Consider the following 23,652-nt stretch of genomic DNA (forward strand, 5'->3'; position numbering starts at 1 on the left):
GTGTTTTTCATGACGTCATTCCTGCACGGGGGCGCCGTCGCGGCGTTCCTTGCCCTTTCGGCTTCCCCGGCCTTCGCCGCCTACGGCCAGTGCTCGGTCGACGACCCGACCGGCACGCCGCTCAATGTACGCTCGGCGCCGAACGGTGCGATCCTGACGACGCTTGTCAACGGTACGCAGCTCGAGATCGTCGACGAGATGAAGATCGGTGCAAAGCACTGGCTTTTCGTCGCGCGGCAAGGCGAACGGCTTGGCTGGGTGTTCGGCGCCTATATCGTATGCAAGCAGCCCGGCGACGCACGCGAGGCCGCACCCAGTCAACCGGCCGAGCAGCGCTGAGAGGCGTTGATGACGGCTCTTTCCTTTCATGAGGGAATGGTTTATAGGCACCGCCAGCAATGCGGGGCCTTCCCCGCTTGCCTTCACGGCCATCGCTGGACGACATCCCGGCTTTTGGCGACCTTTGTTCCCATTCATGAAAGGACATACGATGTCGATCACTGCTGAGCGCAAGGCTGCGCTGATCAAGGAATACGCTACCGTCGAAGGCGATACCGGTTCTCCGGAAGTCCAGGTTGCGATCCTGACCGAGCGTATCAACAACCTGACGGAACACTTCAAGGGCCACAAGAAGGACAACCACTCCCGTCGTGGCCTTCTGACCATGGTTTCCAGCCGCCGCTCGCTTCTTGACTACCTCAAGAAGAAGGACGATGCCCGTTACAGCAAGCTGATTGCTGCCCTCGGTATTCGCCGCTAAGCAATTTCGGCGGGCGTTCTTCGTGAGCGCCCGCCGCTTTCTTTTGCGGAGCAGACGCTTCGCCAGACCGTTCCCCCTGTGCCGGTTGCGACCGCCTCGTGAAACGGAATTCTCCAGCAGGCCGGATGGGCCGGTCCTGCGGAACCAACCGATGACCTGTCATGGGGCAGGATTGCAGGATGCTTCAGGCGCGCGCCTGTCGTCGGCCGGGCTCAAAGAGCCTTCGCCCGCAGAGTTCGCGAGCCACCCCCGGAAGCCTCCCGTTGTCTTGCCCATGATGCGTCATGAAAGCGGATAGACCACCTGCGCCTTTTCGGGCGGCGGTGCGCGTATCTGCCAAGAAGGACAAGACATGTTCGATACCCATACGGTTGAAATCGAATGGGCGGGCCGTCCGCTCAAGCTGGAAACCGGCAAGATCGCCCGTCAGGCTGATGGCGCGGTTCTCGCGACCTACGGCGAAACCGTCGTTCTCGCCACCGTCGTTTCCGCCAAGGCGCCGAAGCCGGGCCAGGATTTCTTCCCGCTGACCGTCAACTACCAGGAAAAGACCTACGCCGCCGGCAAGATTCCGGGTGGCTACTTCAAGCGCGAAGGCCGTCCGTCGGAAAAGGAAACGCTGGTTTCCCGCCTGATCGACCGCCCGATCCGCCCGCTCTTCCCGGAAGGCTACAAGAACGACACCCAGGTGGTCGTCACGGTCGTCCAGCATGACCTCGAAAACGATCCCGACGTGCTTTCGATGGTTGCCGCTTCCGCAGCGCTCACGATCTCCGGCGTTCCCTTCATGGGCCCGGTCGGCGGTGCGCGCGTCGGCTACATCAACGGCGAATACGTCCTGAACCCGCATCTCGACGAGATGGACGAGTCCGTTCTCGACCTCGTCGTCGCCGGCACGCAGGACGCCGTCCTGATGGTCGAATCCGAAGCCAAGGAACTGAACGAAGACGTCATGCTCGGCGCCGTCATGTTCGGCCACAAGGGCTTCCAGCCGGTCATCGACGCGATCATCAAGCTCGCTGAAGTGGCTGCCAAGGAACCGCGCGACTTCAACCCGGAAGATCATTCCGCGCTCGAAGCCGAAATGCTGGGCCTCGCCGAAACCGAACTGCGCGCTGCCTACAAGATCACCCAGAAGGCCGACCGCTACGCCGCCGTCGACGCCGTCAAGGCGAAGGTGAAGGCCCACTTCTTCCCGGAAGGCGTCGAGCCGAAGTATACGGCCGAAGTCATCGGTGCCGTCTTCAAGCACCTCCAGGCCAAGATCGTCCGTTGGAACATCCTCGACACCAAGAGCCGCATCGACGGCCGCGACCTCGACACCGTTCGCGCCATCGTCTCGGAAGTCGGCATCCTGCCGCGCACGCACGGTTCGGCGCTCTTCACCCGCGGTGAAACCCAGGCCGTCGTCGTTGCGACGCTGGGCACCGGCGAAGACGAGCAGTATGTCGACAGCCTGACCGGCATGTACAAGGAACGCTTCCTGCTGCACTACAACTTCCCGCCCTACTCGGTCGGTGAAACGGGCCGCATGGGCTCCCCGGGCCGCCGCGAAATCGGCCACGGCAAGCTCGCCTGGCGCGCCATCCGCCCGATGCTGCCGACGGCGGAACAGTTCCCCTACACGCTGCGCGTCGTTTCCGAGATCACCGAGTCGAACGGCTCGTCCTCGATGGCGACCGTCTGCGGCACCTCGCTCGCACTGATGGACGCCGGCGTTCCGCTGGCCAAGCCGGTTGCCGGTATCGCCATGGGCCTGATCCTCGAAGGCGACCGCTTCGCCGTTCTCTCCGACATCCTCGGTGACGAAGACCACCTCGGCGACATGGACTTCAAGGTCGCCGGCACCGCCGACGGCATCACCTCGCTGCAGATGGACATCAAGATCGCCGGCATCACCGAAGAGATCATGAAGGTCGCGCTCAGCCAGGCACAGGGCGGCCGCAAGCACATCCTCGGCGAAATGGCCAATGCCATCTCCGAAGGCCGCTCGCAGCTCGGCGAATTCGCACCGCGCATCGAAGTCATGAACATCCCGGTCGACAAGATCCGTGAAGTCATCGGCACGGGCGGCAAGGTCATCCGCGAAATCGTCGAGAAGACCGGCGCCAAGATCAACATCGAAGACGACGGCACGATCAAGATCGCATCGTCCTCCGGCAAGGAGATCGAAGCGGCCCGCAAGTGGATCCACTCGATCGTCGCGGAACCGGAAGTCGGCATGATCTACGAAGGCACGGTCGTGAAGACCGCCGATTTCGGCGCCTTCGTCAACTTCTTCGGCCCGCGCGACGGCCTCGTGCACATCTCGCAGCTCGCCCAGGAGCGCGTTGCCAAGACCTCCGACGTCGTCAAGGAAGGCGACAAGGTCTGGGTCAAGCTGATGGGCTTCGACGAGCGCGGCAAGGTTCGCCTCTCCATGAAGGTTGTCGACCAGGCGACCGGCAAGGAAGTCGCTGCCGACAAGAAGGGCGACGGCGAAGCCGCCGAGTAATCGGACCCTCTACCTTTAGAAGGGGCGCGGAGCGGAATGTTCCGCGCCCCTTTCCTTTGACAGACCCATTAGTTTCGCAATTCTGAACGCAAACCGCCTTGAGCCTTGCTGGAATTGCTCGACCGCCGAAAGCCCGCCATGACCCGCGAAGCCCTCAAGACCCTGTTTCATCCCTTTGCCGCCGGCACGCTTGCCATGCCGGAAGAGGGCGAACGCTATCTCTTTCTCGGCGCCGAAGCCGGTCAGCGCCCGCCGGAAGGTTTTGCCGCGACACTGGAAGCCGTGCAGCCGCAACGGGCGCTCCACCGCGGGCTGGAGGCCGTGCGCGTGCCGGTCAAGCCGGTCATCGAGGGCGAGGATTTCGACGGCGCGCTCATCCTGATCAACAAGCACAAGGGCGAGAACGAGAACCGCATCGCCGAGGCGCTGCGCCGGGTGCGCACAGGCGGCCTCATCGTCGTAGCCGGCAGCAAGGAAGATGGCGTGCAGTCGATGCGCAAGCGCCTCGACCAGCTCGGCCTTTCCGGCGACTACATGCCGAAGTACCATGGCCTTGCCATCTGGTTCGCCCGTCCGGAAGACCCGTCCGAGGCCATTTCCAAGCTCGCCGCCAAGCCGGTGCGCATCGTCGGCCGTTTCACCGCGGCGCCGGGCATGTTCTCGCATGACCGGATCGACGAGGGCTCGGAACTGCTCGCGACCCGTATCCCGGAAGATTTCCACGGCCACGCCGCCGATTTCGGTGCGGGCTGGGGCTATCTCTCCGTCATGTTCGGCGGTCGCGCGCCGCAGGTGAAGGGCATCGACCTCTTCGAGGCGCACTACGAGGCGCTGGAAGCCGCCAAGGAAAACATGGCGGAGAACTGCCCGAACATTCCCGCCCGCTACTACTGGTTCGACCTGACGGCCGAGACGCCGCGCGACCACTACGACCTCATCGTGATGAACCCGCCCTTCCACGAAGGCCATGCCGCCGATCACTCGCTCGGCGCCGGCATGATCCGCATGGCGGCAAAATCGCTGAAGGCCGGCGGACGCCTGCTGATGGTCGCCAACCGCGGCCTGCCCTACGAGCCCGTGCTGAAGGAAGCCTTCAAGGAGAGCGGTGAAGTCTGCCGCAACGCCCGCTTCAAGGTTCTCTGGGGCAAGCGCTGAACCCTACAAGGGAAGCGCGAAAGTCTGTTTGATCGTCTCGCTCGGCACGTCCGTCTTGACGGTCTGGATGCCGTTCCTGCGGGTGAGATGGGTCGACTGGAAGCGGCGATAGTCTTCCAGATCCGAGACGACGACGCGCAGCAGCGCGTCGCTCTCGCCGAGCATGATGTAACACTCCACCACTTCGGGCAGTCGCTTCATCGCCGCGATGAAATGGTCGATCGTTTCTGCGTCCTGTGCCGTCAGCGAGACGCGGGCGAACAGGGAGAGGGTGAGGCCGACCCTCGCCTGGTCGACCACCGCCACGTAGCGGCTGATGATGCCGGCCTCCTCCAGAAGCTTCACGCGCCGCAGGCAGGGCGACGGCGACAGGCCGACGCGTTTGGCCAGCTCGATATTCTGCAGCCGGCCATTCTGCTGCAGTTCGCGCAGGATACGGCGGTCTATCTCGTCCAGTTGCATTGAAATTCTCACAAACGTTCAAGCCGGATCACGGCATCCAATACCAAAATCTCCCCCAGTCTTGGCATCTTGGCAACCCGCTTGCGCGGAACGGCTGCTAGGATTTGTCAGGTTTGACGGGAGAGCAGCATGGATTGGGCCTGGATACTGGCGGCCACGGGTTTCGCATTCGCCATGGCGGGTACGCCGGGGCCGAACAATACGATGGTGACAGCCTCGGGGGCCAACCATGGTTTCCGTCGGACGTTGCCGGTGGCCGTCGGAATGGGTGCCGGCGTGGCGGCCATCATCTTCGCTGTCGCCGCGGCAGGGGGAACCATCGTCTCCGAGCCGCGTGTGCACCTGGTGCTGAAATGGGTCGGCGTCGCCTATCTGCTGTGGCTCGCCTGGCGCATCGCCACCGCGCCGGTCGGGGTGACGGGGGAGGGCGATCGGCGTCGGCCGTTTACCTTCGTCGAGGGCGCGCTGCTGCAACTCGTCAATCCGAAGCTCTGGGTGATGGTGGCCGGCGCTGTCGTCACCTATGGCGGTAGCGCTGCTCAAGGCCTCGCCGTACCCGCCGCCTTTGCCGTTATTTTCGGCGGTGCGACGCTGGCGAGCACATTGGCCTGGGCCGGCATCGGCGTCGGTGCGGGCCGGTTCCTTGCCAGCGCGCGCAGCCTGAGGGTGTTCAACCGGGTGATGGCGCTGCTTCTGGTGCTGTCGCTGCTGCCCGTCTTGGGAGAATAGGTCGCATTGCCAATTGGCCGAAACAGGTTCACCATTCCCGAACCGTTTCAGTTCAGGAGACCCGCAATGGCTTTTGGACCTGCAAGGCCACCAATTACCGAAGATGTGGCGGAAGTCATCGCCAAGGATGTGAAGGAAGGGGAGGGGCATACGCCGACCTCCGAGGTGCCGCTGGCGTTCCTGAAGCGTGGAGCCGAGAGAAAGCCACTGGAAATGAACAACCGCGTGCAGGCGCTGTTCCTCGGCGTTCTGGCCGCCGTGCTCCTGCTCGTCGTCGTGCTGATGGTGCTCTGACGAAGGAAAACGGCGCGAAGTCCGAGACATCGCGCCGTCTTTGGTTACTCGCTGTCGGCCTTTGCCAGACGCTCCAGCGTCGGCATGGAGGTGATGTTGTAGCCGGAGTCCACGTAGTGGATCTCACCGGTAACACCGCTCGACAGGTCCGAAAGCAGATACAGCGCCGAATTGCCGACATCCTCGATGGTGACGGTGCGGCGCAGCGGCGCGTTCTTCTGCTGCCAGGACAGCATGGCGCGAGCGTCCGAAATGCCGGCGCCGGCGAGCGTGCGGATCGGGCCGGCCGAGATGGCGTTGACGCGAATGCCCTGCGGCCCATAGTCGCCGGCCAGATAGCGTACGGAGGCTTCGAGCGCTGCCTTCGCGACGCCCATGACGTTGTAGTTCGGCATGATGCGCGTGGAGCCGCCATAGGTCAGCGTCAGCATCGCGCCGCCGTCCGTCATCAGCTCAGCCGCGCGCTTGGCGATCTCCGTGAAGGAGAAGCATGAGATGACCATCGTGCGCGAGAAGTTGTCGCGCGAGGTATCGGCGTAGAGGCCCTTCAGTTCGTTTTTGTCGGAAAAGCCGATGGCGTGCACGACGAAATCGAGCTTGCCCCACTTCTCCTTGATCGCCTCGATCGTCGCATCCACCGAAGCGATGTCCTCGACGTCGCAGGGAATGACGAAATCCGAGCCGAGTTCGGCGGCGAGCGGCTTGACGCGCTTGCCGAGCGCTTCGCCCTGATAGGTGAAGGCGAGTTCCGCGCCCTGATCGGCCAGTTTCTGCGCGATCCCCCACGCGATGGAATGGTTGTTCGCGACCCCCATGATGAGGCCGCGCTTGCCGTTCATGATCCCCGTCATTGACGTCATCCGTTGTGGCGCTGGAAGACCAGCGTGGCGTTCGTGCCGCCGAAGCCGAAGGAGTTGGAAAGAACCGTGTCGATCTTGGCGTTGTCGATGCGCTTGCGCACGATCGGCACGCCGTCGAATTCCGGGTCGAGCTCGGTGATATGCGCGCTTTCGCCGATGAAGCCGGCCTGCATCATCAGCAGACCGTAGATCGATTCCTGCACGCCGGCCGCGCCCAGCGAGTGGCCGGTCAGCGACTTTGTCGACTGGATATGCGGGATCCTGTCGCCGAAGACTTCGCGGATCGCACCAATCTCCTTGGAATCGCCGACAGGCGTCGAAGTGCCGTGCGTGTTGATGTAATCGACATCGCCCTTCACGGTGGAAAGCGCCTGACGCATGCAGCGGATCGCACCTTCGCCTGACGGGGCAACCATGTCGTAGCCGTCGGAGGTTGCGCCGTAGCCGACGATTTCCGCATAGATCTTTGCGCCGCGGGCCTTCGCACGCTCGTATTCTTCCAGCACCAGCACGCCGGCGCCACCGGCGATGACGAAGCCGTCGCGGCTGACGTCATAGGCGCGCGAGGCCGTCGCGGGCGTGTCGTTGTACTTGGAGGACATGGCGCCCATGGCGTCGAAGAGGTTCGACATGGTCCAGTCGAGGTCTTCGTGGCCGCCGGCGAACATGATGTCCTGCTTGCCCCACTGGATCATTTCCGCGGCATTGCCGATGCAATGCGCAGAGGTCGAGCAGGCCGACGAGATCGAGTAGTTGACGCCGTGGATCTTGAACCAGGTGGCGAGTGTCGCCGATGCCGTCGAGGACATCGCCTTCGGCACGGCGAACGGGCCGATGCGCTTGGGCGAATTGTTCTTCAGCGTGATCTCGGCAGCCTCGATCAGCGTACGGGTGGAAGGACCGCCCGAACCCATGATGATACCGGCGCGCTCGTTGGCGGCGTAGTCCGCCTCTTCCAGGCCGGAATCGGCGATCGCCTGCTTCATGGCAACGTGGTTCCATGAACCGCCCTGCGAGAGGAAGCGGGCAGCGCGGCGATCGACAAGCTCGCTCGTGTCGATGTTGGGCGCGCCCCAGACCTGGCACTTGAAGCCATGGTCGGCGAAATCCTGCGAGAAGCTGATGCCCGAGCGCGCATCGCGCAGCGACGCCGTCACTTCGTCCGCATTGTTCCCGATGGAGGATACGATCCCCAGACCCGTGACAACTACCCGTCTCATGTTTCCGACCTTTTCTAGAACGTCTCGTTGTGAAGGCGGCTTTGCGCCGCCCTCAGGCTTTCGGTGGCTTTCGCGCCGCCTTAAGCTTCCTTGTCTTTCGACAGGCCGACGCGCAGGTCGGTCGCCTGATAGATGGTCTCGCCGTCGGCCTTCAGCCAGCCGTCCGCCGTGCCGAGCACGAGGCGGCCACGCATGACACGCTTGAAGTCGATGCCGTATTCGAGCAGCTTCGTGTGGGGGCGGACCATACCCTTGAACTTCACTTCGCCGGTCGACAGCGCCATGCCGCGGCCGGGTTCGCCCAACCAGCCGAGGAAGAAGCCGGTCAGCTGCCACATGCCGTCGAGGCCGAGGCAGCCGGGCATGATCGGATTGCCCTGAAAGTGACAGGGGAAATACCAGTCATCGGGCTTCACGTCGTATGCGGCGCGGATATAGCCCTTGTCGAAGGCGCCGCCGGTCTCGGAAATATCGGTGATGCGGTGGACCATCAGCATGGGTGGCAGAGGAAGCTGGGCATTGCCGGGGCCGAACAGCTCACCGCGGCCGCAGCGCAGAATTTCCTCGTAGTTGTAGCTGGATTGCCTGGTCGTCATCGAATGTTTCATCCCCGGTCTGAACAACGCTTGATCTGCGTTAGATTTAGAGAAGGTGTGGCACGAATTGAAGCACCCGGCCCTTCTCCTTTTTGTCGCCCCGCCTTCTTCGGGCGGGACGTTCATTCAGCTGTCCGCATACATGATGCCAGCGGTGACAGCCAGCGCAAATTGCCGTGACAATAGCAAAGGCCCCGGTTTTTCCGCATGTTGAGGGCCTTCAGGCCGCCGTAATCCTATTGAATCCCGACGCTCGTAAAGTTATATCGAAAGTTCAAGATTGTTGTTCAAGGCCAGACAAGCGGATCCGTCGCCCATGACGCATGCACACGAGATGCCCATCGAAGAGCGCCTGCGCCATTGCGGCCTGCGCCCGACGCGCCAGCGTGTGGCACTCGGGGACCTGCTCTTCGCCAAGGGCGACCGTCACCTGACGGTGGAAGAGCTGCACGAAGAGGCCGTCACGGCCGGCGTTCCGGTATCGTTGGCGACCGTCTACAACACGCTGCACCAGTTCACCGAGGCCGGTCTCATCCGGGTTCTGGCGGTCGAAAGCTCGAAGACCTACTTCGACACCAACGTGTCGGACCATCACCATTTCTTCGTGGAGGGCGAGAACCACGTGCTCGACATTCCCGTGAGCAACATCGCCATCGGCAACCTGCCGGAGCCGCCCGAGGGCATGGAGATCGCTCACGTTGACGTGATCATCCGCCTGCGCCCGAAGAAGGCCTGATCGCGGGATTGCGCCTCACATCACGTCGTCCGGATGCCGCCCCGGCCGCGGCTTGTAGACCGGAAAGCACCAGCCGAAGCGCAGCGCCCCGCCGCGCACGATGAAGGCGGCGCCGATGCCGATGGCGGACGCGATCCAGAGAGGTGCGCCCGCTACGCTCGCCGCCGTAAAGCCCGCCGCGCCGATCAGCGCCGCGGTGATGTAGATTTCCGGCCGCAGCAGCACGGAGGGCTCGCCCGCCAGAAGATCGCGCAGGATGCCGCCGAAGCTGGCGGTGAGCACGCCCGTCGTGATAGCCACCGTCGGCGAGCCGGTGGCCGCAAGGCCCTTTGCCGCGCCCATCACGCAATAGGCCGAGACACCCATGGCATCGAGCCAGAGCAGCAGGCGGTAGCGCGACTCGATACGGTGCGCCAGCACGAAGACGACAAGCGCAACTGCGATGCAGACGATGAGATAGGTCGGGTTCACCACCCAGAAGACCGGTGTCGCGCCGAGGATGACGTCGCGGAACGTGCCGCCGCCGATGCCCGTCGCAGCGGCAAGGAAGAGGAAACCGATGATATCGAGCTGCTTGCGCGAGGCCGAGAGCGCGCCGGTGGCGGCAAAGACGGCGACGCCCGTGTAGTCGAGCAGTTCCAGGATCGACACGCATTCCTCCTTCGCCGCCAAGCCTCGCGACAGCTTTCCTGCGCTAGAGTGCGCGCCCGTACGCCCGGGCAGAATCAGGCGCGGCGCCGGCCCGTCCGCATATTGACCGAATCGCCCGCCATGGAAAGGTTTGACAGATGGCCATCCGCATCAGAACCCTTGCACTTCTCGCCGCCGCGCTGGTTTCGACCATCCTGCCGGTCCGTGCGGCGGAGATCGTGCCGGATGCGCATGCGGCCGTCGAGGCAGAGGTCGCCAAGCGCTGCAAGGCGCCGATCTTCGGCGAGGATTTTGCCGACAACGTCGATTTCAACAATGACGGCATCGTCGACGCGATCTTCAATCTCGGCGCCGTCAATTGCGACGGCACGCCGGGTGGCCTCTGCGGCAATGTCGGCTGCCCCCATGAGTTCTACATCCAGGTCGCGGAAGGCGGCTATTTCCTCGCCGCCAATGCCGATCTCTACGGCTACGAGATGAAGAAGCGCTACGGCAACATGGTGCTGGAGCTGAAGGCCAATGCCGCAAGCTGCGGGCGGGACGATTCAGAGTATTGCATCATGACCATCCGCGTGCGCGGCGCCCAGTTCGATACGATCTCGAAGAAATAGGGCCTATTGCGGGAAGAGCGCGTGGGTGCGGCCGGCGAAATAGTAGAGCAGCAGCCCCGTCCATTCCCGGAGCGCCGTCGTTGTCAGCTGGCTGTTGGTTGAGGGCTGGGTGAAATCGAGTGCCAGGCCGGCATGGCCCGTCGTGCGGAAATCCGTCGGCCAGGGCAGAACCTCGAGACCGAGCTTGCTGAACAGGCCGACCGAGCGCGGCATATGGAAGGCTGAGGTCACCAGCAGGCAGCGATCCAGCCCGTTTACGGCGAGCAGGTCTTTCGTGTTCGCGACATTCTCGAAGGTCGTGCGGGATTCGGTCTCGCGGATGAGCCGGTCTGCGGGCACACCGAAGGCTTCGAAGAAGCGCGTTGCCACTGCCGCATCGCCCTCGTAGCTGCCGCTCAGCGAGCCGTCACCGCCGGAAATGAGGATCCGCGAAGCCGGAAATTCCCGCGCCAGCCGCAGCGTTTCGATGAAGCGGTCAGCCGCCTGGTTCATCTCGAAGCCGCCGCGTGCCGCAATCACCTCCGCCTCGATGCCGCCGCCGAGCATGATGATGCAGGTAGGGCCGCCGGCGGGCAATTCCGCCCTTGGAATACGATCTTCCAGCACTTGCAGGAGGACAGAGCCCGTCGTGGTGAACAGCGTCACGAAAAGCACGAGAGCGGCGAGCCCGCTCGCCGCCGCTCGGACACGGTTCCATTTCAAAAACCCGGCCAGAAGGCCGAAAGCAAGCAACAGAAGCGCAAGCGACAGGGGCTGGGCTGCCAGCCAGAAGATCTTCGAGGCGTAATAGGTCACGCGCTACCCACCACTGTTCGTTGCCGTGTCCGCGCCGGTCTCAGGCCCGCCCGAGGGCAGGTGCCGTCGCCGCCGCCTTGCCGCGCCGCAGATAGAGGATGCCTGCCGCCAACGCAACGCCGGCCGCGAGAACCGCGATGGCGATCAGCGGGCGGTAGGCGATCCAGGCAATGGCGATGACCGCCGGCCCGATCAGCAGCGTGAGAATAAGGGCGATCGCCGTCGTGCCGAAGCGCACGATGGAGCCGACGAAGGGCACGACGTCCGCGATGACGCCGAGGATCGACAGGATGAAGGCGAAGCCGATGAAGATGCCGATAAGCCCGCCGACCCGCACCAGCCAGGTGATGATCGTGTTCTCGCTCTGCGCCGCATCGAACATGGCGGCCGCATCGACGAGACCGGCATCGCTGAGGAAGAGGTCGCGTCCGTTGGTCGTCTTGTAGGGTGTCAGGCCGCTGCCGCGCTGGGCGCCGACGAAACTCGCCTCGGCAATGTCGGAACGCTCGAAGCGGATGCGGATGTCGCCGACCTGCGGATCCTCGGGATTGAACGAGAAGACGGCCTGGCCGGCGATCGTCGAGACGGGCTTGCCGAGTGCCACGGCCTCGCCCACCCGGTTCACGTCCAGCGCGGTGAGCGGCACGGGCCGTTCATCGCCAAGACGCGCAACGGCGCGACCGTCCACGCTGAAGGCGCCGATGGTTGCCGATTCCACCGGGAAGCTTGCATCGTCGATCGGCTTTTGCGGGTTGTCGTGGCCCGACTGGCGGAAGCTGCCGGAGCTGACCTCGTTGCGCTTCCATTCCTTGTGGTAGGAATAGGTGGTGACCGTCTCCTCGCTGCCGCCGAGCTGCTTGCGCGTCTCCGATTTCGAGGTCTCCACCCACTGGTACATCTCGACGATGCGTTCGAGCCCGGCCGCCCCTTCGGCTGAAATGCCGAGCACGTCGTCCTCCGGCACGCCGACCGGCTTCACCGGTCCGGAAATGTGCACGAGCTTGCCGTCATTCGCCGGATCCACGCTGCCATTATCGACGGAGACGACGAGACCCGCGCCCTCGACGAGCGCCCGATAGGTCTTCACCGACCGGCCTTCGTTCCAGAACAGGAGCCAGATGCAGGCGATGAGAAGGATGAAGCCGACCACGATCTTGATCAGCGCCCCCTTCAGCCTGGAGAACCAGGACGTGGTCGTCGTTTCCGTAAAGCTCATGATTGTCCCCCGACAAGGCGTGCGTCATGCCAGAGACGCGCGGCAGGACATGCTTATTCGCGCTTCCTGAACTGCGCAAGCGGGGACATAATGGACTGGAGGCGAGGGCGGAGCCCCGGAACATCTTCTCCCCTCCGCCGTTGTCGCAAAAACGGAAGGGAGCCAGTCCATGACCGACGATCGCGAAGAGAAAATCCGCAAGCGTGCCCACGAGCTCTGGCTGCAGCAGGGTCGGCCTGAGGGCAAGCCTGATGACCACTGGTACCAGGCGGAACGGGAAATCGACCAAGGGGACGGAGAGATCGAGGGTGACGACGTTCCGAACCTCGCCGCCCTGCGCGAAGCCGTCCGCGAACACACGGATGCCTTCCTGGTAAAGACGGACCTGGAGGATGCCGACCAGCGTGAAGTGCCAGGCACGCGCGAGCAGCCTTAGGTTCAGCCTGTCAATCCTGAGGAAGGTTTGGTGGAGCTAAGCGGGATCGAACCGCTGACCTCTTGCATGCCATGCAAGCGCTCTCCCAGCTGAGCTATAGCCCCATAACGGGTCCGGCAGAGCCGGTTTCCGGGAACCGAAGCGGCGTTGCCGTTCGGTGTGGCGGCTTATTACTTCCGGGTTTCGGAGATGGCAAGCCGAAAAATGAAATCCGGCCGATTTTTTTGAAACCGGCCGGAAAATCAAACTCTTATGCTTCGTCTTCGTCGCCGGTCACGCCGATGAGGCCGGACATGTCGTCATCGTCGTCGTCTTCGTCCTGTTCGAGGAACGTATCGTCCTCGTCGCCGTCGATCTCGACGTCGTCGTCGCCGAGGTCCGGCAGGTCGTCGCCGCCTGCTGCATCCTCGTCGGCATCCTCAAGCGAAACGAGCTCGACTTCCGTGTTCTCGGTATCGACTTCGTTCACGTCCTCGTCCTCGTCCTTCTCAAGGACGGCGGCTGCCGACGTTTCCTCGAAGAAGGAGAGCGGATAGGACTTGCCCGTGTAGGGGGAAACGATCGGGTCGCGGTTCAGGTCGTAGAATTTCCTGCCGGTTTCCGGGTCGATGCGTTTGGTTCCGAGTTCCGCTTTTGCCACAGTCAAAGCCTTCTCTGTGCCGTATGTTTCCGGCGGGGCCGGGGTTCCGGCGCGTTGAACGGTAAAATGATTAGCCGGTCCCCTTAATCGTCTTGGGCAATCCTGTCAAAGCCTAACTTTGGGCCGGACATGGAGCAGGCGCTGAGGGGGCGGCACGACGAATGTTTTTCGCCGGGATGATGACGCTTTAAATCGTTTGTGATAGCAAGCCCGCGTTCTCCCCGGGCGATCCTCTCCGGGGAGCCGTGGATGTATATAAGGAAGACGACCATGTCGCATGGCGCCAGTGCACGGCCCGCAACCGCCCGCAAATCCTCCGGCCTGTCCGGGACCGTCCGCATCCCCGGCGACAAGTCGATTTCCCACCGCTCCTTCATGTTCGGCGGCCTTGCCAGCGGCGAGACGCGCATCACGGGCCTGCTCGAAGGCGAGGACGTGATCAATACGGGCAAGGCCATGCAGGCCATGGGCGCCAAGATCCGCAAGGAGGGCGACACCTGGATCATCAACGGCGTCGGCAACGGCGCGTTGCTTGCGCCCGAGGCGCCGCTTGATTTCGGCAATGCCGGCACCGGCTGCCGCCTCACCATGGGCCTCGTCGGCGTCTATGATTTCGATTCCACCTTCATCGGCGACGCCTCGCTGACCAAGCGCCCGATGGGCCGCGTCCTCAATCCGCTGCGCGAAATGGGGGTGCAGGTGACGTCCGCCGACGGCGACCGCCTGCCGGTCACGCTGCGCGGGCCGAAGACGCCGACGCCGATCACCTATCGCGTGCCGATGGCCTCCGCGCAGGTCAAATCCGCCGTGCTGCTCGCCGGCCTCAACACGCCCGGCATCACCACGGTCATCGAGCCTATCATGACACGTGACCATACCGAAAAGATGCTGCAGGGATTTGGCGCCAACCTCACCGTCGAGACGGATACGGACGGCGTGCGCACGATCCGCCTCGAAGGCCAGGGAAAACTCACCGGTCAGGTCATCGATGTGCCGGGCGACCCGTCCTCGACAGCCTTCCCGCTGGTCGCGGCGCTGCTTGTGCCGGGCTCTGATGTCACCATTCTCAACGTGCTGATGAACCCGACCCGCACCGGCCTCATCCTGACGCTGCAGGAAATGGGCGCAAACATCGAAGTCTTGAACCCGCGCCTTGCCGGCGGCGAGGATGTCGCGGACCTGCGCGTGCGCTCTTCTGAGCTCAAGGGCGTGACAGTGCCGGAAGACCGCGCGCCGTCGATGATCGACGAATATCCCGTCCTTGCCGTCGCAGCCGCCTTCGCCGAAGGCACGACGGTCATGAACGGCCTGGAAGAGCTTCGCGTCAAGGAAAGCGACCGTCTCTCGGCCGTCGCGGTCGGCCTGAAGCTCAACGGCGTCGATTGCGACGAGGGCGAAACCTCGCTGATCGTGCGCGGCCGCCCGGATGGAAAGGGCCTCGGCAACGCCTCGGGCGCCGCCGTTGCCACCCATCTCGACCACCGTATCGCCATGAGCTTCCTCGTCATGGGCCTCGTCTCGGAAAACCCCGTTACGGTGGACGACGCGACGATGATCGCCACGAGCTTTCCGGAGTTCATGGACCTGATGGCGGGGCTGGGCGCGAAGATCGAATAAAGGAGTGTCGGCTTGAAGGGAATCGGCGCGAGGGCGTTGCGCGTCGCGCTTGTCTTTTCTCTTTTGACCGCGCTCACGCAGATTGGCGGCGCCGTGTACCTCGCCGGGCGTTGGCTGGCCCGGCGGGGCGAGGTTACCCGGCTCTCGGCTCGTCGTGCGATTTTCCTGTCGGTGTATGTTTCGGCAACGACCGCTGCGGCACTTACGGCACCTCTTTTCGGTCGTGTGCCGTTGTCCTGTTTCGGGAGTGGCAGCCTGCAAGTCCAGTCCCCGCTTTATTGCGCGCTGCGTCGCAACTTCGTCACCGTTGAGGCCAAGCGCGCTGCAGAAGCGCTCTCGGCGGCTATGGCTCTGGAGTTCCCCGGGACTGTCACGCTTGTTCTCGACGCCAATTTTCCGTTTCTGGACGGTTTCCCGCTTCTGCCCCATCTGTCGCACGATGACGGACGCAAGCTCGACATTGCGTTTTACTATCGCGATGAGAAGGGCACGCCGCTGAACAGGGCTGCGCGCTCACCGATCGGCTACTTCGCCTTCGAAGAACCTGTGCCCGGCGCATCATTGCCATGTACCGAACGTGACGATCTCTTGACACTTCGGTGGAACATGGGGTTTCTGCAAGGGTTTTTTCCTGCATGGATGCTGGACGATGCTAGAACGGGTGCAGCCTTGCGCTGGCTTGCCTTGGAGGGACCGGAATTCGGTGTGGAACGGATTTTCATTGAGCCGCACCTGGCCGCACGCCTCGGTGTCGCCCATCCGTACGTGCGGTTCCAGGGCTGCCGGGCTGCGCGCCATGACGATCACATCCATTTTCAGGTGACGGAATGACTTTCACAATCGCCATCGACGGACCGGCTGCCGCGGGCAAGGGTACGCTGTCGCGCCGGATTGCGGAGGATTATGGCTTTCATCACCTCGATACGGGCCTGACCTATCGCGCGACGGCCAAGGCGCTCATCGATCGCGGTCTGCCGCTCGATGACGAGGCTGTCGCGGCCGAGGTGGCGCGCACGCTTGATCTCGGCGGGCTCGACCGGGCGGTGCTGTCCGCTCATGACATCGGTGAGGCGGCCTCCAAGATCGCGGTCATGCCATCCGTGCGCCGCGCGTTGGTCGAGGCGCAGCGCGGCTTTGCGGCGCGCGAGCCGGGCACGGTGCTCGATGGGCGCGATATCGGCACGGTCGTCTGCCCGGATGCAGCAGTGAAGCTCTATGTCACGGCTTCGCCGGAGGTGCGCGCCAGGCGCCGCCATGACGAAATCCTCGGCAATGGTGGGGTGGCCGATTTCGAGACGATCCTCGACGACATCCGCCGGCGGGACGCGCGCGACATGGGTCGGGCGGACAGCCCGTTGAAACCGGCCGATGATGCGCACTTGCTTGATACCTCGGAAATGGGTATAGAGGCGGCGTTTTCGGCGGCCAAGTCGATCATCGACGCCGCATTGAAGCACTAGCTTTTCCTTCCGGAATTGCACCAGCATAGAACAAGGCCTGTCCCCGCGCCGGATTTGCTGCCTCAAGGGCAGCGGGCATAGCCTCGTTCCTCATCAACGCTAACCCCCGGCGCCCGTGCCCCACAGGCACACCAGGAGTTTCAATGTCTCAAGCAAACCCCACGCGCGAAGATTTCGCAGCCCTTCTGCAGGAATCCTTCGCCGCTAACGATCTCGCCGAAGGCTATGTCGCCAAGGGCATCGTTACCGCGATCGAAAAGGACGTTGCCATCGTCGACGTCGGCCTCAAGGTTGAAGGCCGCGTCCCGCTGAAGGAATTCGGCGCGAAGTCGAAGGACGGCACGCTGAAGGTCGGCGACGAAGTCGAAGTTTACGTCGAGCGCATCGAAAACGCTCTCGGCGAAGCTGTTCTGTCGCGCGAAAAGGCTCGCCGCGAAGAGAGCTGGGCCAAGCTCGAAGTCAAGTTCGAAGCCGGCGAGCGCGTCGAAGGCGTCATCTTCAACCAGGTCAAGGGTGGTTTCACCGTCGATCTCGACGGCGCCGTTGCCTTCCTGCCGCGTTCGCAGGTCGACATCCGTCCGATCCGCGACGTCACCCCGCTCATGCACAACCCGCAGCCCTTCGAAATCCTCAAGATGGACAAGCGTCGCGGCAACATCGTCGTTTCGCGCCGTACGGTTCTCGAAGAGTCGCGCGCCGAGCAGCGTTCTGAAATCGTTCAGAACCTCGAAGAAGGCCAGGTTGTTGACGGCGTCGTCAAGAACATCACCGATTACGGTGCGTTCGTTGACCTCGGCGGCATCGACGGCCTGCTGCACGTCACCGACATGGCCTGGCGCCGCGTCAACCATCCGTCGGAGATCCTGTCCATCGGCCAGCAGGTCAAGGTTCAGATCATCCGCATCAACCAGGAAACCCACCGCATCTCGCTCGGCATGAAGCAGCTCGAGTCGGATCCGTGGGATGGCATCGGCACCAAGTACCCGACCGGCAAGAAGATCTCCGGTACGGTCACGAACATCACCGACTACGGTGCGTTCGTCGAGCTGGAGCCGGGCATCGAAGGCCTGATCCACATCTCCGAAATGTCCTGGACGAAGAAGAACGTTCACCCCGGCAAGATCCTGTCCACGAGCCAGGAAGTCGACGTGGTCGTTCTCGAAGTCGACCCGACGAAGCGCCGCATCTCGCTTGGTCTCAAGCAGACCCTCGAGAACCCGTGGCAGGCCTTCGCGCACAGCCACCCGGCTGGCACGGAAGTCGAAGGCGAAGTCAAGAACAAGACCGAATTCGGCCTGTTCATCGGCCTCGACGGCGACGTGGACGGCATGGTTCACCTCTCCGACCTCGACTGGAACCGTCCGGGCGAGCAGGTCATCGAGGAGTTCAACAAGGGCGACGTCGTCAAGGCTGTCGTTCTGGATGTGGACGTCGACAAGGAGCGCATCTCGCTCGGCATCAAGCAGCTCGGCAAGGACTCGGTCGGCGACGCCGCTGCGTCCGGCGATCTGCGCAAGAACGCCGTCGTTTCGGCTGAAGTCATCGCGATCAACGATGGCGGCATCGAAGTGAAGCTCGTCAACCACGAGGACATCACGTCGTTCATCCGCCGTGGCGACCTGTCGCGTGACCGTGACGAACAGCGTCCGGAGCGTTTCTCGGTCGGCCAGACCGTCGATGCGCGCGTCCTGAACTTCTCGAAGAAGGATCGCAAGATCCAGCTTTCGATCAAGGCGCTCGAAATCGCCGAAGAGAAGGAAGCTGTCGCACAGTTCGGTTCGTCCGACTCGGGCGCTTCGCTCGGCGACATCCTCGGCGCGGCTCTGAAGAACCGCAACAACGCCGAATAAGCCTTTCGCTTATCTCGACATCAAGAACCCGCGGAGAGCGATCTCCGCGGGTTTTTCTTTTGAGCTTTGCTCAGGTCCAGTAGTCGCCGAGCTTCTGGTAGAAGACGAGGCCCGGCTCGATGACGCCGACCATTTCTGCGGTCTTTTCGCGGCGCTTCGCCATGTCGGCGGCCTCGGGTTCTTCGCCGTCGGCGTTGAAGGTGGCGTCCTCGCCCGCCTCGCCGCCGGCTTGCTCCTCGTCGCCATGCTCTTTGTTCGCGCTCTCGTCCTCCTCGCCCCGTTCGCGGCCCTCGGGCCAGTCGAGGTCCTCCTCGGCCGGCAGATAGGGCACGAAGGCGAGCGGTATGCCTTCGCGCAGGGTGACGGCCGAAAGCAGCCTTTCCGGCGTCACATCGGCCAGCGCCGCCTGAAGGGCATGCAGCGCCTCGCGGGCCTGCGGCATCGCAAGGGTGTCGTCCGGCTCTGCGGTCTGCACCGGCTGGGTGGGTGTCGCTTGGGACGGTGTGGTACGGGCCTTGCCGGCCTCGGCGACCGCTTGGGCTTCTTCGCTGCCGTCGGTCCCGAAGAGGGCAGGAGCCGGGTCGTCCGCGGGGCCGAGCGGGCGTTCCAGGAGGGAGCGGATGAAATTCGCCTCTTCCGGCGTCAGGTTCTCCAGCATCTGCGCGACGGCCGGCATCAGCAAGGCCGGCGTCATATCGCGGGCGACGGCCTGCAAAATGCTGCGGGCCAGGGCCTGTCCGGCTGCATTGGCGACCTGCGCCTTGACCGGGACGTCTTCCCGCTTTGCGGCTGGTGTTGCCTTCTCGCTTCCCTCGACGTCCTCGTGGCGCAGCGCCGCTTCCGTGGCCTCGACGGGCAGCGGATGGCCAGCCTTGCCCGTCGGTGTCGACGCGGGCTGAGCGCTGCGCGCCGTGGCGTTTTCCCCAGCGGGCAGCGGGGTAGGGCCGTCAAGCGCGAGACGGCCGGCGGCGGTCTCGAGCGCCCGGGCCGTTGCCGGGCGCGATTTGCCGCCGTCGAAGTCGAAGATGCGCTTCAACATCGTCTGCAGGGCACGGGCATCGCCGAGAAGCTGTGCCGGCTGGCCAGCTTGCTGCGGGCTATGACGCCCGACTGCGGCAAGCTGCTGGGCGTTCAGCCCAAGTGGCTTCTGCTGGCTTTCCATGGGCCGGTGCGCCGGCGTGTCGGCCTTGAGGCTTGCGGAAAGCAGGGTGGCAAGTTTCTGCGCCTCTGGCCCGTTCGGGTTGCGCAACACCTCGACGAGGCTGCGCGTCGGCATGGAGGAGAGCACGGTGCTGATGAGCTTTTCGACGCTCGGACGAAGCTCCGGCGGCAGCTTGGCGAGAAGATCGGCGAGCTTTCGGCCATCTTCTGCCTCCCGGCCGGGCAGCGCCTTCAGCACGGCAAGCAAGGTTTCGAGAAGATCGCGGCCCGGGTTTGCCTCCCCGGTGCGCGGCATATGCTTCAGCATGGTTTCGATGAGGCGCAACAGCACTTCCGCCCTGAGGTTGGCAAGGGCAGCGGCAGAAAGCTGCGGCCTGGCGGCGGCCTCGACCGATGCGCCTGCCGGAACGGCAAGGGAGGGCTGCACGGTATCGGTCGTCGTTGCCATACGCGGCAGCATGCCTGCCTCCTGTTCTCCCTGCCGATGTCATCCGCATCGCAAGGTCTGCCAATGATCCATCTTCCTTCGGATGGCGCATCATGCGCGACGCTGCGAGCTGGTGAGCTTTCGGCCCGGACGAGCCGGGCAGGTACGAGGGAGGCGGGACGCAACCCGGCAGGCACGGAACCACACGGCTGTGCCGGACGGGCGAGCCCGAAACTCCGAACAACTTTCCATAAATTACAATTGGCATTTTATGGTTAACGAATTGCTAATGCGTGGAGTCGTGCTTCGCGATGCAGCATTGCCCACCTCGAATTGTCCCGCGCGGCGGCCCTTGCCCCTTATGCTCAGCTCGCGTAAATCTTCGCGGCACTGTTGCGCCGCCGCCCGTTCGTCGGCCGCGGATGCGGCGGAGACCCTTGATGAACCTCACCAACCTCATCCTCAACACCGACAGCTACAAGTTCAGTCACTATCTGCAATATCCGCCGGAAACGCGCGCCATTTCCTCCTATGTCGAGGCGCGTGGCCATTCCGAGCACGCGGAAGTGTTGTTCTTCGGCCTCCAGATGTTTCTCAAGGAGTATCTGTCGAAACCGGTGACGATGGCGGATGTGGACGAGGCCGAGGGCATCGTCACGGCGCATGGCCTGCCGTTCAATCGCGCGGGCTGGACGCATATCGTCACGGAACATGGAGGCTTCCTGCCGCTGCTCATCGAGGCGCTGCCCGAGGGCACGCTGGTGCGTCGCGGCGTGCCGGTCGCGCAGGTGGTGAACACCGACCCCGACTGCTACTGGCTAACCTCCTATATCGAGACGGCGCTGCTGCGCGCCATCTGGTATCCGAGCACGGTCGCCTCCAATTCCCGCAAGGTGAAACAGATCATCCAGCCGATCCTGGAAAAGACCTGCGACGATCCCGCCGACGTGCTTCCCTTCCGCCTGCACGATTTTGGCGCGCGCGGCACGACCAGCTTCGAGCAGGCGGGCATTGGCGGGGCAGCGCATCTCGTCAATTTCATGGGGACCGATACGGTGAGCGCCGTGCTCTTCGCGCGCCGCTACTACGGCGCCGAAATGGCCGGTTTCTCCATTCCCGCCTCCGAGCATTCGACCATGACCTCGTGGGGCCAGGAGCGCGAAGCCGAGGCCTATGGCAACATGATCGACCGCTTCGGCGACAAGGGCCTCTATGCGGTCGTGTCCGACAGCTATGACATCAACCATGCCGTCACGGAGATCTGGGGCAAGCAGCTGAAGGATCGGGTGCAGGCCGCCGGCGGCACGCTCGTCGTCAGGCCGGACAGCGGCGACCCGGTGGAAACGCCGGTTCAGGTCGTGCGCCAGCTTGCCTATGCCTTCGGCACGCATCTTAACGCCAAGGGCTACAAGGTGCTGGACAACAGCGTGCGCGTCATCCAGGGGGACGGCATCTCGCCCGCCGATATCGGCCTCATCCTCGGCCGGCTGGAAGCCTTTGGTTTCTCGGCGGAAAACATCGCCTTCGGGATGGGGGCAGGGTTGCTGCAGAAGGTCAACCGCGACACCTATTCCTTCGCCATGAAGGCCAATGCAAGGCAGGGTGCCGACGGCGCCTGGCACGATGTCTACAAGCGTCCGGCGACGATGAACCTCAAGGCTTCGAAGGCAGGGCGCCAGGCCGTGGTGGCGGGTATCGGCGGTCTTGAGGCCGCTCGCATCGACCAGCTTGCTGGCCGCGAGAACCTGCTGCAGCCCGTCTGGCGCGACGGCAAGCTCCTCGTCGACTGGACCTTCGAGGCGGTGCGCGCCCGCGCCGCCTGAGGCCTTGCGGCAAGGCCTTCGCCGCGCCATCTTGAGTCCTGTGACTGGAGACGAAAGATGACCGTTCGCTCGCCGCAAGCGCTCGCTCCCTCCTTCAGCAAGGAGACGGGGCTCAATATTCTCGAATACGAACTGATGTCGGAGCGGGCTGACGCGCTCGGCCGGCACGGGCTCAAGGTGGAGAAGGCGCTGGAACTGCTGGCCGCGCGCCTTGCTGCGGGCTGTGGCGAGGCGGAACGGGAAGACCTCATCAACGATGCGGCCGACAAGGTCTGGGCCTTCTTCATTCAGCGGGAAATGTGTGGCCTGCGAAGCCAGAAGGACGCGATCCGCCGCTACGGCATTCCGCCGGAAGTGATTGCCCGGCTCGGCATCGTGCGGCGCAAGACCTGACGGCTACAGGGCGATGATCTGGCGGGTGATGAGATCGTAGATGCCGTTGTCGTCGACGCGCAGTGCGAAGATTTCCTTGCGCGCTGCGTCGCGTTCTTCCTGCTCGCGCACGCCGGCGGCATCGAGGTTGCGGACCGCTTCGCCTGTGGTTTCTGCGGGGATTCCGTCGGCGTCGCCGGTTTCTGTCTGCTTTGCGGGGGCCTTGCCGGCAAGCTGGGTCGTCTCCGCGCCGGCAGCGAGAAGCTGAATGGTGTCGAGCGCGGCCGCGGCCGGGTCACCCCGCCGCTTGTCTTCCCGTATGCGGTTGGCGTCGGTATGGGCGTGGCCGACGGCGTCCTGAAGTTCCTGGACGTCCTCCAGCTTCTCGCCGGCTTCCAGCGAACGGATCGTCTCCTCGCGCTCCTTGCGCGTTTCCGCATCCTCGATGCGGGTCGGATCACGCCGGGTCCGGTCGAGCTTCAGCTCCTCGATGGTTTTCGGGTTCGCCGCGTCCTCCAGACGGGCGAGCACCTTGCGCATCTCCGGCGTCAGCGCCTTTTCGGTCTCGGCCTTTTCGGTAAGTGCCTCCTTCACCCGTTCGGCTTCGGTGCCGTAGGGGTTGCGGATCGCCGCGATGAGATCGGCCGCCTTGAGGCCGAGATCGGCAAGGCCCGATTTCTTCTCGAGCGTTGCCACGTCTTCCGGCAGCTCGCCGCGAAGGCGCGTCAGCATGCCGGAGAGGCGCTGCTCGAAGTCGGCATCCGCTTCGCCTTCGCCCTGCGTGACGCCGGCGGTAAGCGCGAGGCGGGCGACGAGGTTGGCGGCCGCATCGTCGGACGGGCCCGCCATGGCCTGCTTGACGGCCGTGAGCGTTGTCCCGAGGCCGCGAAGCGTGACATCGAGTGTGCTGCCCTTGGCGGGAAGCGATATCTGGTCGACGAGCGCCAGCCGGTCGGCCAGGCGCTGGGCAAAGGCGCGGGCGCCTTCGCCGTCCTGCTGCGTGACGCCGAGTGTGTCGCTGAAGCGGGAAATCAGCTTGGCGAGCGTTTCCTCGCCGCGGGCATTGCTGCCGAAGAAATGTTCGTTGATGCGCGCATTGGCTTGCCGCGTCGTATCGTCGGAGCGAAGATGCGCCTGTTTCTGGGCGTCGTCTTTCGGCTGTCCGCTGGCCTTCTCGGCCTCTTCGCGGCGGCGCTCCTCAAGCGTTTCGACGATCGACTGCATCGCCGAGACGGCGGCGGTCGATTGCGCGCTTTGCAGGGGTGTCAGCATGGCAACCTCCGGTCT

At 63.9% G+C, this 23,652-nt stretch carries 24 protein-coding genes, 1 tRNA gene and 1 pseudogene; 15 read left to right on the top strand and 11 right to left on the bottom strand.

Annotated features, from left to right (window positions below; genetic code table 11):
- The first annotated feature begins 9 nt into the window (after window positions 1-9).
- The 4 genes from P9A16_RS13685 (at window position 10) to P9A16_RS13700 (ending at window position 4,409) form a co-directional block, all read left to right on the top strand.
- Window positions 10-339: an SH3 domain-containing protein gene (locus P9A16_RS13685; protein ID WP_023513546.1), complete on the top strand. Its 330-nt coding sequence runs from the start codon at window positions 10-12 to the stop codon at window positions 337-339.
- A gap of 151 nt (window positions 340-490) precedes the next feature.
- Window positions 491-760 carry a 30S ribosomal protein S15 gene (gene rpsO, locus P9A16_RS13690; RefSeq protein WP_024270002.1) on the top strand — a complete coding sequence of 90 codons (270 nt, stop codon included), beginning with the start codon at window positions 491-493 and terminating at the stop codon, window positions 758-760.
- Between the two features lie 352 nt (window positions 761-1,112).
- Window positions 1,113-3,254 (top strand): polyribonucleotide nucleotidyltransferase, encoded by a 2,142-nt coding sequence (pnp, locus tag P9A16_RS13695; protein ID WP_023512500.1) that lies wholly within the window; start codon window positions 1,113-1,115, stop codon window positions 3,252-3,254.
- A gap of 138 nt (window positions 3,255-3,392) precedes the next feature.
- Window positions 3,393-4,409: a class I SAM-dependent methyltransferase gene (locus P9A16_RS13700; RefSeq protein WP_037405168.1), complete on the top strand. Its 1,017-nt coding sequence runs from the start codon at window positions 3,393-3,395 to the stop codon at window positions 4,407-4,409.
- Window positions 4,410-4,412: 3 nt separating this feature from the next.
- On the opposite strand, the gene P9A16_RS13705 is transcribed toward P9A16_RS13700, so the two are convergent.
- On the bottom strand, window positions 4,413-4,871 hold the full coding sequence (locus tag P9A16_RS13705) for an Lrp/AsnC family transcriptional regulator (protein WP_023512502.1): 459 nt from the start codon (window positions 4,869-4,871) through the stop codon (window positions 4,413-4,415).
- A 129-nt stretch (window positions 4,872-5,000) separates the two neighbouring features.
- Here P9A16_RS13705 and P9A16_RS13710 point away from each other — a divergent pair, with 129 nt between their 5' ends.
- Window positions 5,001-5,600 carry a LysE family translocator gene (locus P9A16_RS13710; protein ID WP_023512503.1) on the top strand — a complete coding sequence of 200 codons (600 nt, stop codon included), beginning with the start codon at window positions 5,001-5,003 and terminating at the stop codon, window positions 5,598-5,600.
- Window positions 5,601-5,666: 66 nt separating this feature from the next.
- Complete coding sequence (locus P9A16_RS13715; protein ID WP_023512504.1) at window positions 5,667-5,894, top strand: hypothetical protein; 228 nt, start codon at window positions 5,667-5,669, stop codon at window positions 5,892-5,894.
- 44 nt (window positions 5,895-5,938) lie between these two features.
- Here the strand turns inward: P9A16_RS13715 and fabI are convergent, their stop codons facing one another.
- The 3 genes from fabI to fabA form a co-directional block, all read right to left on the bottom strand.
- On the bottom strand, window positions 5,939-6,745 hold the full coding sequence (gene fabI, locus P9A16_RS13720; RefSeq protein ID WP_023512505.1) for an enoyl-ACP reductase FabI: 807 nt from the start codon (window positions 6,743-6,745) through the stop codon (window positions 5,939-5,941).
- A 5-nt stretch (window positions 6,746-6,750) separates the two neighbouring features.
- Window positions 6,751-7,974 (bottom strand): beta-ketoacyl-ACP synthase I, encoded by a 1,224-nt coding sequence (gene fabB, locus P9A16_RS13725; protein WP_023512506.1) that lies wholly within the window; start codon window positions 7,972-7,974, stop codon window positions 6,751-6,753.
- 80 nt (window positions 7,975-8,054) lie between these two features.
- Window positions 8,055-8,570 (bottom strand): 3-hydroxyacyl-[acyl-carrier-protein] dehydratase FabA, encoded by a 516-nt coding sequence (gene fabA, locus P9A16_RS13730; protein WP_023512507.1) that lies wholly within the window; start codon window positions 8,568-8,570, stop codon window positions 8,055-8,057.
- A gap of 316 nt (window positions 8,571-8,886) precedes the next feature.
- Between fabA and irrA the strand changes: the two genes are divergently transcribed.
- Window positions 8,887-9,306, top strand: coding sequence for an iron response transcriptional regulator IrrA (irrA, locus tag P9A16_RS13735; protein WP_024270001.1), 420 nt, complete (start codon window positions 8,887-8,889; stop codon window positions 9,304-9,306).
- A gap of 15 nt (window positions 9,307-9,321) precedes the next feature.
- On the opposite strand, the gene P9A16_RS13740 is transcribed toward irrA, so the two are convergent.
- Window positions 9,322-9,957, bottom strand: a complete 636-nt coding sequence (locus tag P9A16_RS13740) for a trimeric intracellular cation channel family protein (RefSeq protein ID WP_023513601.1) — start codon at window positions 9,955-9,957, stop codon at window positions 9,322-9,324.
- Between the two features lie 137 nt (window positions 9,958-10,094).
- Between P9A16_RS13740 and P9A16_RS13745 the strand changes: the two genes are divergently transcribed.
- Window positions 10,095-10,568, top strand: coding sequence for a hypothetical protein (locus tag P9A16_RS13745; protein ID WP_023513600.1), 474 nt, complete (start codon window positions 10,095-10,097; stop codon window positions 10,566-10,568).
- A gap of 3 nt (window positions 10,569-10,571) precedes the next feature.
- On the opposite strand, the gene P9A16_RS13750 is transcribed toward P9A16_RS13745, so the two are convergent.
- Both P9A16_RS13750 and P9A16_RS13755 read right to left on the bottom strand, forming a co-directional pair.
- A complete protein-coding gene (locus P9A16_RS13750) occupies window positions 10,572-11,363 on the bottom strand; it encodes a YdcF family protein (protein ID WP_023513599.1) in 792 nt (263 codons plus the stop codon).
- Window positions 11,364-11,403: 40 nt separating this feature from the next.
- Complete coding sequence (locus P9A16_RS13755; protein ID WP_023513598.1) at window positions 11,404-12,579, bottom strand: TMEM43 family protein; 1,176 nt, start codon at window positions 12,577-12,579, stop codon at window positions 11,404-11,406.
- A 181-nt stretch (window positions 12,580-12,760) separates the two neighbouring features.
- Here P9A16_RS13755 and P9A16_RS13760 point away from each other — a divergent pair.
- Window positions 12,761-13,015, top strand: a pseudogene (locus tag P9A16_RS13760) (DUF2934 domain-containing protein); the annotation flags it as partial.
- Between the two features lie 28 nt (window positions 13,016-13,043).
- Here the strand turns inward: P9A16_RS13760 and P9A16_RS13765 are convergent.
- Both P9A16_RS13765 and P9A16_RS13770 read right to left on the bottom strand, forming a co-directional pair.
- Window positions 13,044-13,119, bottom strand: a tRNA-Ala gene (locus P9A16_RS13765).
- A 146-nt stretch (window positions 13,120-13,265) separates the two neighbouring features.
- Entirely contained in the window at window positions 13,266-13,655 is a 390-nt protein-coding gene (locus P9A16_RS13770; RefSeq protein WP_023513807.1) for a TIGR02300 family protein, read from the bottom strand.
- 270 nt (window positions 13,656-13,925) lie between these two features.
- On the opposite strand from P9A16_RS13770, the gene aroA reads away from it, so the two are divergent.
- The 4 genes from aroA to rpsA all read left to right on the top strand — a co-directional run bounded on the left by aroA (window position 13,926) and on the right by rpsA (window position 18,582).
- Window positions 13,926-15,272, top strand: coding sequence for a 3-phosphoshikimate 1-carboxyvinyltransferase (aroA, locus tag P9A16_RS13775; protein ID WP_037405162.1), 1,347 nt, complete (start codon window positions 13,926-13,928; stop codon window positions 15,270-15,272).
- Window positions 15,273-15,284: 12 nt separating this feature from the next.
- The gene (locus tag P9A16_RS13780; protein WP_023513809.1) at window positions 15,285-16,103 is read left to right on the top strand and encodes a hypothetical protein; all 819 of its coding nucleotides are present in this window, start codon (window positions 15,285-15,287) and stop codon (window positions 16,101-16,103) included.
- Window positions 16,100-16,732, top strand: a complete 633-nt coding sequence (gene cmk, locus P9A16_RS13785) for a (d)CMP kinase (RefSeq protein ID WP_023513810.1) — start codon at window positions 16,100-16,102, stop codon at window positions 16,730-16,732. Before P9A16_RS13780 ends, cmk begins: the two co-directional genes overlap by 4 nt.
- Before the next feature lie 143 nt (window positions 16,733-16,875).
- Window positions 16,876-18,582 carry a 30S ribosomal protein S1 gene (gene rpsA / locus P9A16_RS13790; protein ID WP_024270000.1) on the top strand — a complete coding sequence of 569 codons (1,707 nt, stop codon included), beginning with the start codon at window positions 16,876-16,878 and terminating at the stop codon, window positions 18,580-18,582.
- A gap of 70 nt (window positions 18,583-18,652) precedes the next feature.
- Here rpsA and P9A16_RS13795 read toward each other — a convergent pair whose 3' ends face one another.
- Window positions 18,653-20,203, bottom strand: a complete 1,551-nt coding sequence (locus P9A16_RS13795) for a hypothetical protein (RefSeq protein WP_023514130.1) — start codon at window positions 20,201-20,203, stop codon at window positions 18,653-18,655.
- A 407-nt stretch (window positions 20,204-20,610) separates the two neighbouring features.
- Between P9A16_RS13795 and P9A16_RS13800 the strand changes: the two genes are divergently transcribed.
- Entirely contained in the window at window positions 20,611-21,993 is a 1,383-nt protein-coding gene (locus P9A16_RS13800) for a nicotinate phosphoribosyltransferase (RefSeq protein ID WP_023514129.1), read from the top strand.
- A 57-nt stretch (window positions 21,994-22,050) separates the two neighbouring features.
- Window positions 22,051-22,386: a DUF6665 family protein gene (locus P9A16_RS13805; protein ID WP_023514128.1), complete on the top strand. Its 336-nt coding sequence runs from the start codon at window positions 22,051-22,053 to the stop codon at window positions 22,384-22,386.
- Between the two features lie 3 nt (window positions 22,387-22,389).
- On the opposite strand, the gene P9A16_RS13810 is transcribed toward P9A16_RS13805, so the two are convergent.
- Window positions 22,390-23,637 carry a hypothetical protein gene (locus P9A16_RS13810; protein WP_278025730.1) on the bottom strand — a complete coding sequence of 416 codons (1,248 nt, stop codon included), beginning with the start codon at window positions 23,635-23,637 and terminating at the stop codon, window positions 22,390-22,392.
- Window positions 23,638-23,652 lie beyond the last annotated feature (15 nt).

The sequence above is a fragment of the Shinella sp. 838 genome (genome assembly GCF_029623935.1).
In the GTDB taxonomy this organism is placed as follows: Bacteria; Pseudomonadota; Alphaproteobacteria; order Rhizobiales; family Rhizobiaceae; genus Shinella.